We start from the raw sequence: 13,485 nt of genomic DNA on the forward strand, positions 1-13,485 counted from the left end.
CCTATCGGTCTCCAACCGGTTACCTGCGGTGCACCCGGTCGCCGCCCCGGGCGGCGCGAGGCGGCCGAGTTGCGGCGTCGTGATACGGCCATCATCATGGCGCCGGCCGGGGTGCCAATGCGGGGCCGTTCCGACCGTAAACCATTGCGCCGCAACTCGGCCGCCTCGCGCCGCCCGAGGCGGCGAACGGGTGCACCGCAGGTAACCGGTTGGAGACCGATAGGTCACGCCAGATCACACAATGCTTCCATTTCGGCGTGGCTCGGCAGGTAATCACCGGTCAGGGCGGCATTATTGCGATCATGCCTGACCTGACCCGCCGGGCGGTGCTGCGGATGGGAGCCAGCGCCGGCCTGGGAGCCGCCGGCGTGTTCGCCTTGAGTGGCCTGCTCGATCCGGTCAGGCCGCAGGCCGCGACGCTGCCGCAGGCTCCGGCCCCGTTCGAGCCGTCCGCGGCGAGCAGCAACCTGCCGACCAAGCTCACGGGTTCGTTCGTCTCCGCCGCCCGCGGCGGCGTGAAGACGAACTACGTGATCGCCCTGCCACCCGGCCATACCGGGACACTGCGCCCCGTGATCGCCCTGCACGGCAAGGACGGCGACGCGAACATGATGCTCGACTGCGGTGTCGAGCAAGGCCTGGCCCAACTGGTCAAGGAGGGCAAGCCGCCGTTCGCGGTGGTGGGCGTCGACGGCGGCAGCGATTCCTATTGGCACAAACGGGCCGACGGCACCGACGCCGGCGCAATGGTGCTCGACGAGCTGTTGCCGATGCTGTCCACGATGGGTTTCGACACCTCCCGGGTGGGCTTCATGGGCTGGTCGATGGGGGGCTACGGGGCGCTGCACCTGGGCGCCAAGCTGGGGCCGGCGCGGACCGCGGGGATCTGCGCGATCAGCCCGGCGCTGTACAGCTCGTTCGCCGACAGCGCCCCTAAGGCGTTCGACAGCAACGACGACTGGACGCAGAACAGCGTGCTGGGCGTGCCGGCGCTGTCGCAGATTCCGCTACGGGTGGACTGCGGCACCTTCGACCGCTTCTATCCCGCCACCCGCCAATTCGTCAGCCAACTCAAAACGCCACCGGTAGTCAGCTTCACGGTCGGCGGACACGACATGACCTGGTGGCGTCTCATGTTGCCCGGCGAACTCGCCTGGATGGCGACCTAGCGGAGACCCCATGAGCGTCCGGCCCAGCGAACTCACCACCCGCCAAGTGGAGCGGGCGGTGAAGCGGACCGGATTTCGACCCGACATCGAAGGACTGCGGGCGGTCGCGGTCATCGCGGTGGTGCTCTATCACGCGGGCATCCCTGGCGTCAGCGGCGGATACATCGGCGTGGACGTGTTCTTCGTCATCTCCGGCTACCTCATCACCGGCCTGTTGTTCCGGGAGGCGTCCTCCACCAACACCGTTGCGCTGGGCCGCTTCTACGGCGCGCGGGCTCGTCGCCTGCTGCCGGCCGCCGCGGTCGTCGGCGTCCTCACCGCCATCGGCGCGGCCGTCGTGCTGCCGCCGCTGCAAGCGCGCAGCGTGTTCCTCGACGGCATCGCCAGCGCCCTCTACGTCGGCAACTACCGGTTCGCCACCCAGGGCACCGATTACCTGACCCCGCACCTGGAATCGCCCTTCCAGCACTACTGGTCGCTCGGCGTGGAGGAACAGTTCTATCTGGTGTGGCCGGTGCTGATCATCGGCACCGCCTGGCTGGCGCGGCGCCTTCCGGCGCTGCGGGGCGCCACACCGTATGCGGTGGTCCCGGGCCTGGTGGGGGCGGCGTCGCTGACGGCGGCCGTGCTGTGCAGCCGCACGTCGCCGTCCTGGGCGTTCTTCTCCCTGCCGACCCGCGCCTGGGAACTGGCGGCGGGTGGCCTGCTGGCCCTGTCGATTCAGCAGTGGCACCACCTGTCACTGCGCACCGCGTCGATCGCCGGCTGGGGCGGCCTGGCGCTGATCCTGCTCACCTGCACGCAATTGGACGCGCACACCCCCTACCCCGGCACCGCCGCGCTGCTGCCCGTGCTGGGCACCGCGCTCGTCATCGGCGGCGGCAGCGTCAGCCGCGGCCTGGGGGCCGGCCGGCTGCTGTGCCGGCCTGCGATGCGCGCGATCGGCCGGATCTCCTATTCCTGGTACCTGTGGCACTGGCCGGTGCTGTTGCTGATGCCCGCACTGCTGGGTGAGCCCGCAGGCCTGCCCGCCCGGCTGACCGCGACGGCGGTGTCCGCCGGGCTCGCCATCATCACCTTGCACCTGGTCGAAAACCCGGGCCGGTTCGCCGCCGCCCTGCGCCGGTCGGCGAGGACCAGCCTCGCCGTCGCCGGGGCCGCCAGCGCGGTCGCGGCCTGCGCCTGCGTGCTGTTGCTGAACGCGGTGCCGGTGCCCGTCGGTCATGGGGCGGCCGCCCCGCGAGCCAACATCGTCGCGGTTCCGCCCAGCGCCGCCCCCACCGTCAGCGCACAAGAGGCGGCGGTCCGAGCGGCGTTCGCTCAGGCGCGCGCGGCGGTCGCCGCGTCGGCGAACCTGAAAGCCGTGCCCGCCAATCTCGACCCCCCGCTCGCCAAGGCGTCCGCCGACAAGGCCGCGGTCTTCGTCAACGGGTGCGTGCGCTCCTGGCGCGAGGTCGGGCAAAACGAGTGCGCGACGGGCGATCTCGCGTCGCCGACGACGGTCACCCTGATCGGCGACTCACACGCCGCCATGTGGGACCCGGCCTTTGCGCAGGTCGCCGAGCAGCGCCACTGGCGGTTGGAGACGCTGGCCAAGGTGACCTGCCCCATCCAGGACCTGCACATCGTCAGCCCGTACCTGGGCCGCGAGTACACCGAGTGCGAACAGTGGCGCGGCCAGGTCGTGGCCCGGGTGGCCGCCGAACATCCGCGCCTGGTGGTGGTGGACATGAGCCGGCGTTACGCCGCGGACTTCGGTTTCACCTCCTACGACCCGGCGTGGATCGACACCCTGGGCCGCACCGTCACGCAATTGCGCGGCACCGGCGCTGCGGTGTTGATCCTCGGGCCCGCCCCGGATCCCCATTCGTCGCTGCCCGCCTGCCTTTCCGCGCACCTCGACGACGCCGGCGCCTGCGCGCCGACGCGGTCCGCCGCGGTCAACGACGACGGCATCGCCGCCGAGCGTGCGGCAACCACGGCCGGCGGCGGCCAGTACGCGGATCTCACCGACCTGTTCTGCACCCCCGAGCGCTGCCCGATGATCGTCGGCAACACCCTGGTGTTCCGCGACGACAACCACGTGACGACCGAGTACGCGCAGTTGCTGGCGCCGGTGATCGGCGCGCTCGCGGACCGGGCCCTGGCGGGTGGGTGAGCGGAAATGAACTTCTGGTGGTTGACGAACGTCATATCAGCGAAGGGTTTTGGGAGGTTGTAGGGGATGACTCCGCTGCTGCTGGCCTGCATTGCGGCCGCCGCTCCAGTCGCCGGGTTCGGCTTGCTGAATTTGCAAGCCCGCCTGGAGCGATGGGACTACGAGCGCCACGCCGAGGACTGAACCCCAGTCGTAAATCCGCGTGGCCGCGCCCGGACTCTGCGCGATTTTGCTGATGTTTTGCCGCTCACCGCGGCCGCATGCTGGCTAACATGATCGACATCGATTCGTCGGCGGACATGCCGCTGCTGGACTGGAGCGAGCAGAGCTTGAGCGAGCTGCCCACTGGGACGGTGACGTTGCTGCTTGCCGACGTCGAAGGCTCGACCCGGCTGTGGGAAACCCAGTCCGACACCATGACGGCGGCCCTCGAGCAACTGAACCAGACCGTCAACGGCCTGGTCGCCGCCCACGGCGGGGTGCGGCCGGTCGAGCAGGGCGAGGGCGACAGCTTCGTGATCGCCTTCGCCCGCGCCAGCGACGCCGTCGCTTGCGCCCTGCAGATCCAACTGTCCGTACTCCCGCCGATCCGGATCCGAATAGGCGTGCACACCGGCGAGGTCCAGCTGCGCGATGCCGGCAACTACGCCGGGCCCACGATCAACCGGACGGCGCGGCTGCGCGACCTCGCCCACGGCGGGCAGACGGTGCTGTCCGGGGCCACCGAACCGCTGGTCGTCGACCGGCTACCGGCCGACGCCTGGCTGATAGACCTGGGCGTGTACCCGTTGCGGGATCTGCCGCGCCCCGAGCGCGTCGTGCAACTCAACCATCCCGGCCTGCGTGCGGAATTCCCGCCGTTACGCACCACGAACGCCGTTGCGGCGTCTCATCTTCCGGTCCAATTGACCAGCTTCGTCGGCCGTGGCGACCAGATCAGCGACGTCGGACAGATCCTGCGGGACAACAGGGTGGTCACCCTGACCGGCGCGGGCGGCGTCGGAAAGACACGGTTGGCGGTGCAGGTCGCGGCGCGGGTGTCCGACGAGTTCCCCGGCGGGGCCTGGTTTGTCGATCTCGCCCCGGTCACCAACCCCCTCGTCGTGCCCGTCACCGTGGCGCGCACCCTGGGCCTTGCCGATCAGCCGGGCCGCTCCACGATGGAAACGGTGGCGAAATTCGTCCGGGACCGCAAAATGCTACTGCTGCTGGACAATTGCGAACACCTGCTGGATGCGAGTGCCGAGCTGATCGTCGCCCTGCTCGATGCCGGGCCGGGCGTCACCGTGTTGGCGACCAGCAGGGAACCGATCGGCATGGCCGGGGAACTGACCTGGCGGGTGCCGTCGCTGACGGTCGACGGCGAGGCCCTCGAGTTGTTCGCCGATCGTGCCCGCCGCACGAGACCGGATTTTCAACTCACCGAAGACAATTCGTCCGCGATCGCTGAGATCTGTCAGCGCCTGGACGGCATGCCGCTGGCGATCGAGCTGGCCGCCGCGCGGACCCGCACGCTGTCGCTGACCCAGATCGTCGACGGGTTGCACCACAACTTCCGCCTGCTGGCCGGGGGCGCGCGCACCGCGGTCCGCCGCCAGCAGACGCTGCGCGCATCCATCGACTGGTCCCACGCCATGCTCACCGAGCCGGAACGCATACTGTTTCGCCGGCTGGCGGTGTTCATGGGAGGGTTCGACCTGGATGCCGCGCACGCCGTGGGCGCCGACGCCGGGGTCGAGCACTTTCAGCTCATCGACCTGCTCGGGCTCCTGGTCGACAAGTCGCTGATCGTCACCGAGGAAATCGACGGCATGATGCGCTACCGGCTGCTGGAGACCGTCCGGCAGTACGGCCTGGAAAAGCTGGCCGAGTCGGGTGAAGCCGAGGCCGTGCGCATTCGCCACCGCGACCACTACACCGCCGCCGCGGCGGAGCTGGAATCGCGGATGCGTGGTGACGGCTCCCCGCTGGTCCCCTGGGCCGAACTCGAGATGGCCAACCTGCGGGCGGCCCACGCCTGGAGTTGCGACGCCGGGGAGTTCGACCCGGCGCTGCGGCTGGTGTCGGCGCTGCAGCGGGTCTGGCTGACGCGTGGCCGGTTTCGCGAGGGCGTGACGGGGTTCGATGCCATCTTCAGCGACGAGCGGTACCGCGACGCGGACGTCGCGCCCCAGGTCTGGGTGCGGGGGGTCGCCGACGCCGGGCTGCTCGGGGTCTGGTCCTCGGTCCCGTTCAGCCTGCAGCGCGCGCAACAGGCCCTGGCTACCGCGCGCCAGCTCGGCGACGAGGCGCTCGTCGTGCACAGCTTGATGACCTGCGGCATGTTGGCGGTGGGCAACCCCACGTTGGCCGAACCGTACTTCACCGAGGCGGCGGATCTCGCACGCACATCGGGTGACCTCGCCGCGCTGGCGCAGCTGCGCGCCTACCAAAGTTTCACGTGTGCCGTCGGGGGTGACATCATCGCCGCGCAGGCGGCGGGCGAGGAGGGACGAGACCTCGGCGACGCGCTCGGCGACAGCTTCGCGTCCCGTTACAGTCGTACGTTCCTCGGCAGCACGCTGGCAATGCGAGGCAGGCTGACCGAGGGCCTCGAGATGTCGCGTTCGCTGGTCGAGGAGGCGCGAGCGGCCGGGGACCGCCCCATGGAGGTCTTCGGTCAGATCATCTGCGCGCAAGCGCTCGCGTCGATCGGCGATGCCGTTGCGGCGCGCACCGCAGCGCACACCGCCCTGGAAATCGGCGCCGCGCTGGGCGGTTTCCACGAGGACTCGGCCTATACGTTCCTGGCCATCGCCGAACTGGCCGCCGGTGACGCCGCGGCGGCCAGACAGGCCTGCGACGCGGCCTGGCGGTCCACGTATCCGTTGAAGGAACTTCTCAACCGGTGCACGGTGCCCATTGCCGACGCGGCGCTGGGCTGTGGCGACCTGGCCGCCGCCCGACGCTGGGCGGACGACACCGTCGCGGTCGCGCCGGGATCGCAACGGATGCTGGCGCTGACGTCGCGCGCCCGGGTCGCCGTCGCCCAGGGCGAGCCGCAGCAGGCCGAAACCGATCTGCACGACGCCGTCGCGGTCGCCGAGCGCACCGGCGGACACGTGTTACTTCCGGACGCCCTGGAGGGTCTCGCGGCGCTGGCCGCCGACTCCAACCCCGAGCACGCGGCCCGGCTTTTCGGTGCGGCAAATGGCATGCGGCAACGCCATGGCTCGGTGCGCTTCAAGGCTTTTCAACCGGCTTACGACGCGGCGCTGTCAACGGTTCGGGAAACCCTGGGGCAGGACGACTTTGAAGCCGCGTGGTCAGCGGGGCGTGCCCTGTCCACCGCGGAGGCCATCGGTTACGCGCAGCGGGGTCGCGGCGCGCGCGGGCGACCGGCCAGCGGTTGGGAGTCATTGACGCCGACCGAGATCGACGTGGTTCGCCTCGTCAGCGAAGGGCTGCCCAACAAGGACATCGCCGCGCGAATGTTCATCTCCGCGCGCACCGTCCAATCTCATCTGACGCACGTCTACGCCAAACTCGCCGTGTCGTCGCGGGTGCAGCTCGCTCAGGAAGCCGCCCGCCACACCTAGGCCGACAGCTGGGTCCGGATGAGCGGCGCGATCTTGTCCGCCATGTATTGGTGCCCGGCGTCGTTCGGGTGCACGCCGTCCGCGCCGATCAGGTCGGGCCTGCCGACGAACCAGTGTTCGGCGATCGGGTCCACCCACGTCGCCCCCGCGGACCCGGCCGCCGCGGCGAGCGCGTCGCGAATCAGCAGGATCGGGAGGGGCACGTCTGCCGTCGGCCACGGCGGCCCGATCACCAGAAACCGCGCGGACGGCGCCAGACGCCGGGCCAAATCGAATGTGCTGCGGGCTTTTTGACCGATCACACCCGGATCGATCGGCTCGTCGTTGCGCGAGCCGAAAAAAACCACCAGGACATCGTCGGCCTGCACGGCCCGGGAGGTCAGGTCCTCGAACACGCTGCCGTGGTCACCCGGCATGCCGTAACCGGCCCGGCCCTCGGCCGCCACGTCGGCCGAGATCCGCTCGCCCCGCGCGGCGAGCCCGTCCCACGCGCGGGCGGGCCACGACCTCGAGCCCAACCCGCCCTCGCCGGTGCCGGTGGTGTAGGAATCCCCGACGACCGCCAGATGGTTCAACCGGAAATCCAGGGTCAGCGTGTCGTAGGTGCGCACCTGGGCGGGATAGGCGATGCCGACGCCGACCAGAAAGGTCAAACCGATGACGAAGGTGGCCAGACGACTCACTACTACCTCCCTCCCCCGTCAACGGCATCGTCATGTGCCACTGCGTTCCATCGATTATCGCCCGCGATTCGCGGCGGGGCGCTAAGACAACCCTCACACGGCGCGGGCTGAAACCTTTTCCAGCGAACGGTCGATCGGATGGACCTTGCCACCCGCGGCCTCTTCGGGTTCGCTTCTCGCGGTGACGGCTTTGACATCCACCATCTTGCGCATCCAACGACGCGCGGGCTCTTCGACGAAGTGATACATCGCGATCGAGATCAACACGGCGATCGCGAGCAGGCCGATGACGTTCCACTTCCACGGATTGTCCTGTGGCCTCAGCTCGAATTGCTCGACGGACCAGCCCCAGGCGGTGTGCACCAGCTCGTGAACCATGTACAGGCAGAACGAGATCTGCCCGCCGTACACCATCAACCGCGTTGAGAGCGCCCTCGGCAGGCTCCCGACGCCGATCGCCAGCGTGATCACCAACGGAATGAACAGGATGTCGACCACGCCGCCGCTGTCGTTCTCCACGACGCCGGAGATCGGGTGCGCGTCAAACCAATACAGGACGCCCACCATGGCGGCCAGGAGAAACAGGGACAGGTACCCGGCGACGCGGCGGCCGCGATCGGTCAGCCGCAGCCTGCGCACCGCGGCGCACGCCAGCGCGCCGGCGACGAATTGCGTGACGATCCGCGGCAGCCAGCTCCACGGGGTGTAGAAGTGGCCGCTCGCCAGCAACATGACCACGGGCGGCAGCGCCGCCGCGAACGCGAGCACCATCAGGCTGCGCGCCCGCGTGGCCTGCTTCATCCGCAGGATGACCAGCACCAGGAGGCCGAAGAGCAGGTACGCCAGCCATTCGGCGCTGATCGACCAGGCCGGCCCGTCCCAGCTGGAGTCGTCGAAGAACGGGACGAACCACAGCTGCACCAGCAGGATCTGGCGGACGTAGCTGATCGCGGTGAGCTGACCGGCGTCGGGCGACGGCACATGGCCGACGTGCAGCGTGAAGATCACCCACAGGGCGGCGAGGTGCAGGGTGACCAGGTACACCGGCCACACCCGGGCCAGCCGCAGCCACAGGAAGTGCAGGGTGGCGCGCGTCGACCACGACCGGCCCATCCGGTCCAGGTAGTTCCAGGTCAGCACGAACCCGCTGAGGATGAAGAAAAGGTCGACGCCCTGGGCGCCGCAGTTGAGCACGGGCGCGAGGGCGTCGCGGAAGTCGGGCCCCACGTCGCCCAGCATCGGCCGGAAGTGGAAGAGCACTACCCAGAGCGCGGCGACGATGCGAAGTCCCGTCAGGGCCTTGATCTCTCCCCTGATCTCTGCGCCGCGCACGATGCTCTTTCCGCCTGGACTTCACGTTCGCCTGGTAGCTCGGCTGACCGGGCGACCTCGCGCTGTCACAAGTCCCCGCCTCGCAACCGGTAGCCCTGGCAGCCTAGCAGCGCAACCGCCGTGACGCCCGGACGGTTGTGGTGTGGCACGCGGACTTTCGCGGCGAATCGGCCCCGGACCAACTTTGCTCGTATCGGCGCGGAATGGCGGCGAAAATCGCTTCTTAACAAAACGTTAGATGCGGCTTTCACCCTCCTTAAGCTTGCGGTTTAGCGTCAAAGCCATAGCGAGCGCCACGGAGAGTGAGGGGTGCCCATGACGATCGCCGATGTCCTGACACGGGATCAGAACGGCATCTTCCAGTGCGGCGGCGCATGGGTTCGGGCTCACCGCCGCCAATTGGCGACCGTGGTGACGATCCGGGGGGAAATAAGCGCCTGCAATGCGGATCAGGTCGGCGAGCACATTCGGCGTTTCATCCTCGGAGAGGACCGCGTGGTGCTCGACATGGGCGACGTAAGCGAATTTGCTACGGCGGGCATTTCACTTCTGGAAACCTTCGATGACGCGTGCCGCGCCGAGGGGGTGCAGTGGACCTTGGTGGCAAGCCCGGCGGTCGCCGAACTGGTGGCTGACGGCGGGTTCTCCGGCAATTACTCGGTGCCCGAGGCGCTGCACGACTTGGCCGACGCGATCGCCAGCCGCCGTCGCATGGCGTTGCCGCTGGTCAGGATGTCTTAGCGCGCCGCTCACGGCGCTGCCTGGAGATTCCCACCACCGCCAGCACCCCTGCGCTGGTCAGCAGCAGCAGGGCCAGCAAGAGCAGCTGCGGGTCATACACCGTCGACGTGGTGAACGGCTGCCCGTCCGCGATCGGCGCCACCGCCACGGTGTGGTGCGACCGCGCCCAGCTGACTCCCGCGCCGATCAGCGCCGCGCAGGCCAGGGCGAGTTCGACCAACGCCCTGTTGCTCCGGTAGCGGGCGCTCACTGCGCGGACCCGGCGTCGTCGTCACGGTCGAAGTCGGTGACGTCGGCGGGCTCGACCCGCTCCTGGACCAACGGGGTCAGGGCCGCGCGGAGCTCACGGTGCCGGCGCGCCCACGCCTGCGCGTAGCGCGCGCCGGTCAGCTTCAGGCCGATGCCGATGCGGCCGCGCGGCACCCCGACCAATTCGCCTAGGGCCCGCGCCGACTGCCACCGCGCCAACTCCTTGCCGGAGGCTTCGTGGTTCTCCGGTTCCGGGTACACCTTGAGGATCTCGCGCACCAGGATGGTTTCGGTGCCCTGGCGCAGGGCGTCCTCGGTGAGTTCGACCGAGACGTGGATCCGGGCCGCCTTCACCTGCAACCCGACGAACCCCGATACCAGGACCAAGAAGATCAGCGGGATCAGGAACGACACGGGCGCACCGCTCCAGATTTCGATCAGGATCATCGCGCCCGCGGCCACCGGGCCCCACAGCACCCAGATCCAGCTGGCGCCCGGTTCGTAGAACAGCGGCTTGCGTTCCGCGGCCGTCGACTCGGAATTCACAGCAAGCCCCATCTCACGAAAGCCAACCCGCCACGTCGGCGGCCCAGTAGGTCAGCACAATATCGGCTCCGGCCCGGCGAATGCTCGTCAACGACTCGAGAGCCGCGACCCGCTCGTCGATCCAATTGTTGGCGGCCGCAGCGCAAATCATGGCGTACTCCCCCGAGACCTGGTAGGCCGCCACCGGCACCGGCGACACCTCCGCCGCGGCGGCCACCACGTCGAGGTAACCCAGCGCGGGCTTGACCATCAGGATGTCCGCGCCCTCGTCGAGGTCCAGCCGGATCTCGCGCAGCGCTTCGCGGAAGTTGCCCGACTCCTGCTGATAGGTGCGCCGGTCGCCGGACAGGCTGGAGCTGACCGCCTCGCGGAACGGGCCGTAGAACGCCGAGGCGAACTTCGCGGCGTAGGCGAGGATGACCACGTCGGTGTGGCCCGCGGCGTCCAGGCCGTCGCGTATCGCGGCCACCTGGCCGTCCATCATCCCACTCGGGCCCACCACGTGCGCGCCCGATTCCGCCTGCGCCACAGCAAGTTTCACGTAGCGAGCCAACGTGGCGTCGTTGTCCACCCGGCCCCTGGCGTCCAGGACGCCGCAGTGGCCGTGGTCGGTGAATTCGTCCAGGCAGGTGTCGGCCATCAACACCGTCGCATCGCCGAGATCCTTGGCCAGGTCGCGCAGGGCGAGGTTGAGGATGCCGTCGGGATCGGTGCCCGCCGACCCCGTCGCATCCTTGTCTTCGTCCCGGGGCACCCCGAACAGCATCAGCCCGCCCACCCCGGCCGCGACGGCGTCGGCCGCCGCGCTGCGCAGCGAGTCGCGGGTGTGTTGCACCACGCCCGGCATCGACGCGATCGGCCGTGGTTCGTCGATACCGTCGGCGACGAACATCGGCAGCACCAAATGCCTTGGCTCCAAAGATGTTTGCGCCACCAGGCGACGCATCGCGGGGGTGGAGCGGAGCCGGCGCGGACGCTGCCGCGGGTAGGCCATGGGCTAGCTCCTCTGGTGGCGGCCCACTAGCGCCTGCGGCTCTTCTTACGCGGCGGTGGCAGCGCGCCCTCGGCGCGCAACCGGGCGGCGTGCTCGGCCAGGGCATCGACCAGCGGGCCGACGGCGGCCGTCTCGGGCTGCACGTCCACCCGCAGCCCGAATTCCGCGGCGGTCTCGGCCGTCTTGGGACCGATGCAGGCGATGATCGTCCGCGCGTGCGGCTTGCCGGCGATGCCGACCAGGTTGCGCACGGTGGAGCTGGAGGTGAAGCACACCGCGTCGAAGCCGCCGGTCTTGATCATCTCCCGCGTCTCCGCCGGCGGCGGCGCGGCCCGCACCGTCCGGTAGGCGGTGACATCCTCGATCTCCCAGCCGCGCTCGCGCAGTCCCTCGGCCAGCGTCTCGGTGGCGATGTCGGCCCGCGGCAGCAGCACCCGGTTCACCGGGTCGAAAATGCTGTCGTAGTCCGGGAAGTCGTCCAGCAGGCCGAGTGAGGACTGTTCGCCCGCAGGCACCAGCTCGGGGCTGATGCCGAACGCCCGGACCCGGTCGGCCGTCGACTCGCCGACACAGGCGATCTTGACGCCCGAGAACGCCCGCGCGTCCAGACCGAACTCGCCGAACTTCTCCCACACCGCGCGCACCGCATTGGTGGAGGTGAACACCACCCACTGGAAGCGGCCGTCGACCAGACCCTTGACGGCCCGCTCCATCTGGGCGGGGCTGCGGGGCGGCTCGACGGCGATGGTCGGCACCTCGATCGGCAGCGCGCCGTAGGACGTCAGCCGCTCGCTCATCTCGCCGGCCTGGTCCTTGGTGCGCGGCACCAGCACCGTCCAGCCGTACAGCGCCCGGCTCTCCCACCAGTTCAGCTTCGCCCGGCTGGCCACCGTCTTGCCGATGGTCACCACCAGCGGCCCGGTCAACGGGCCCGCCGGGTCCGTCCCACCCAGCACGGCCGAGTCGGTCAGACCGCCCAGCGTGGTCTCGATCGACCGCTGCTGGCAGGTGGTGCCGTGCGCGGTCACCACGCACGGGGTGCTCTCGGAGAGCTCGTGCTCGATCAGGGTGCGCGCCGCGTCGGCCAGATGCGACGTGGTGGCCTGCAGGATCAGCGGGCCCGGCGCGGCGGCCAGAGCGTCCCAATCCACGTTCGGGTCGCGCACGTCGGCGACCGTGTGCGACGAGCCCAGCGGCAGCCCCGCGTAGCTGGGCACGGCGCCGGTCGGCGCCAGGCCGGGCACGATCTCGATGTGCAGGTGGCTCCGCGCGACGGCGTTCACCTCGGTGATCACCGCGTCGACCGTCAGCGGGTCGCCGGCCACCAGCCGCACCACGTCGGCGCCGGCACGGGCCTCGGCGGTCAGCGTCTTGGCCACCTCGGCCGGCTCGCCGAGCGCCGGGCGGACATCCGGACCGGCCGATATCACCGCGGGCTGCTCCGCTCCGTCGGTGGGCGCGTCACCGTTGCCGGCGGCGGCCTCGGCCGGCGCCGGGCCGGAGACGGGTGGTAGGTCCTTGCCGATCAGCGCCAGCACCGGCTCCGGCACGTCGGGGTCGGTGAACACCAGGGCGGCGTTCGCCAATACCGTCGCGGCCCGGGTGGTCAACAGACCCGGATCGCCGGGTCCGGAACCCACGTACGTGATGCGGCCGGGTCTCGGCTTACGCCCTCGCGTCGTCATTGTCGCTCCCACGTCACTCGCAATTAATTTCCTCGGTTCGGGTCCTGCCGCGCTTCGGCCATCAGCTCTCGGGCGCCGAGTTCGAACAACTCCGCGGCGACCGATACCCCCAGCTCGTGCGCCCGGTCGGCGGTGCCGATGCCGGACGCGCGTATCACGTCGGACCCGTCCAGCGCCGCCACGCAACCGCGCAGCGACAGCTCTTCGAAGACGCGGCCGTCCTCATCGATGGACTCGACCACCTCGGCGATCGCGCCCACCGGTGCGGAGCAACCCGCCTCCAGTTCGGCCAGCAGGGCTCGCTCCGCGGTGACCGACGCGCGCGTGTCGGCGTCGTCCAACTCCGCCAG

At 69.8% G+C, this 13,485-nt stretch carries 10 protein-coding genes and 1 pseudogene; 4 read left to right on the forward strand and 7 right to left on the reverse strand.

What is annotated here, in order from left to right; translation table 11 throughout:
• The first annotated feature begins 293 nt into the window (after positions 1 to 293).
• The 3 genes from A9X05_RS25010 (at position 294) to A9X05_RS25020 (ending at position 6,905) form a co-directional block, all read left to right on the forward strand.
• Complete coding sequence (locus tag A9X05_RS25010) at positions 294 to 1,169, forward strand: esterase family protein (RefSeq protein WP_197499192.1); 876 nt, start codon at positions 294 to 296, stop codon at positions 1,167 to 1,169.
• A gap of 46 nt (positions 1,170 to 1,215) precedes the next feature.
• On the forward strand, positions 1,216 to 3,327 hold the full coding sequence (locus A9X05_RS25015) for an acyltransferase family protein (RefSeq protein WP_197499193.1): 2,112 nt from the start codon (positions 1,216 to 1,218) through the stop codon (positions 3,325 to 3,327).
• A gap of 260 nt (positions 3,328 to 3,587) precedes the next feature.
• Complete coding sequence (locus tag A9X05_RS25020) at positions 3,588 to 6,905, forward strand: LuxR C-terminal-related transcriptional regulator (protein ID WP_082950511.1); 3,318 nt, start codon at positions 3,588 to 3,590, stop codon at positions 6,903 to 6,905.
• Here A9X05_RS25020 and A9X05_RS25025 read toward each other — a convergent pair.
• Positions 6,902 to 7,588 (reverse strand): GDSL lipase, encoded by a 687-nt coding sequence (locus tag A9X05_RS25025; RefSeq protein ID WP_067756009.1) that lies wholly within the window; start codon positions 7,586 to 7,588, stop codon positions 6,902 to 6,904. The two genes, A9X05_RS25020 and A9X05_RS25025, sit on opposite strands and share 4 nt — an antisense overlap.
• 93 nt (positions 7,589 to 7,681) lie before the next feature.
• Positions 7,682 to 8,920, reverse strand: coding sequence for an acyltransferase (locus A9X05_RS25030; protein WP_067756007.1), 1,239 nt, complete (start codon positions 8,918 to 8,920; stop codon positions 7,682 to 7,684).
• 315 nt (positions 8,921 to 9,235) lie between these two features.
• Here A9X05_RS25030 and A9X05_RS25035 point away from each other — a divergent pair, with 315 nt between their 5' ends.
• Positions 9,236 to 9,661, forward strand: coding sequence for an STAS domain-containing protein (locus tag A9X05_RS25035; protein ID WP_067756028.1), 426 nt, complete (start codon positions 9,236 to 9,238; stop codon positions 9,659 to 9,661).
• On the opposite strand, the gene A9X05_RS25040 is transcribed toward A9X05_RS25035, so the two are convergent.
• The 5 genes and pseudogenes from A9X05_RS25040 to A9X05_RS25060 form a co-directional block, all read right to left on the reverse strand.
• A complete protein-coding gene (locus tag A9X05_RS25040) occupies positions 9,648 to 9,911 on the reverse strand; it encodes a hypothetical protein (RefSeq protein ID WP_067756004.1) in 264 nt (87 codons plus the stop codon). The genes A9X05_RS25035 and A9X05_RS25040 overlap by 14 nt on opposite strands.
• Positions 9,908 to 10,468, reverse strand: a complete 561-nt coding sequence (locus tag A9X05_RS25045; protein WP_067755999.1) for a DUF3093 domain-containing protein — start codon at positions 10,466 to 10,468, stop codon at positions 9,908 to 9,910. Before A9X05_RS25045 ends, A9X05_RS25040 begins: the two co-directional genes overlap by 4 nt.
• 1 nt (position 10,469) lies before the next feature.
• A complete protein-coding gene (gene hemB / locus A9X05_RS25050; RefSeq protein WP_082950512.1) occupies positions 10,470 to 11,450 on the reverse strand; it encodes a porphobilinogen synthase in 981 nt (326 codons plus the stop codon).
• A 26-nt stretch (positions 11,451 to 11,476) separates the two neighbouring features.
• Positions 11,477 to 13,135: a uroporphyrinogen-III synthase gene (locus tag A9X05_RS25055; protein ID WP_067784751.1), complete on the reverse strand. Its 1,659-nt coding sequence runs from the start codon at positions 13,133 to 13,135 to the stop codon at positions 11,477 to 11,479.
• Positions 13,136 to 13,158: 23 nt separating this feature from the next.
• Positions 13,159 to 13,485 (reverse strand): annotated as a pseudogene (locus A9X05_RS25060) (hydroxymethylbilane synthase); the annotation flags it as partial.

Source organism: Mycobacterium sp. E3298 (genome assembly GCF_001666895.1).
In the GTDB taxonomy this organism is placed as follows: Bacteria; Actinomycetota; Actinomycetes; order Mycobacteriales; family Mycobacteriaceae; genus Mycobacterium.

Excerpts from the sequence above, each read along its gene's own strand:
- A9X05_RS25035 (WP_067756028.1), top strand. The coding sequence starts at position 9,236 with ATGACGATCGCCGATGTCCTGACACGGGATCAGAACGGCATCTTCCAG.
- hemB (WP_082950512.1), bottom strand. The coding sequence starts at position 11,450 with ATGGCCTACCCGCGGCAGCGTCCGCGCCGGCTCCGCTCCACCCCCGCG.
- A9X05_RS25020 (WP_082950511.1), top strand. The coding sequence starts at position 3,588 with ATGCTGGCTAACATGATCGACATCGATTCGTCGGCGGACATGCCGCTG.
- A9X05_RS25055 (WP_067784751.1), bottom strand. The coding sequence starts at position 13,135 with ATGACGACGCGAGGGCGTAAGCCGAGACCCGGCCGCATCACGTACGTG.
- A9X05_RS25045 (WP_067755999.1), bottom strand. The coding sequence starts at position 10,468 with ATGGGGCTTGCTGTGAATTCCGAGTCGACGGCCGCGGAACGCAAGCCG.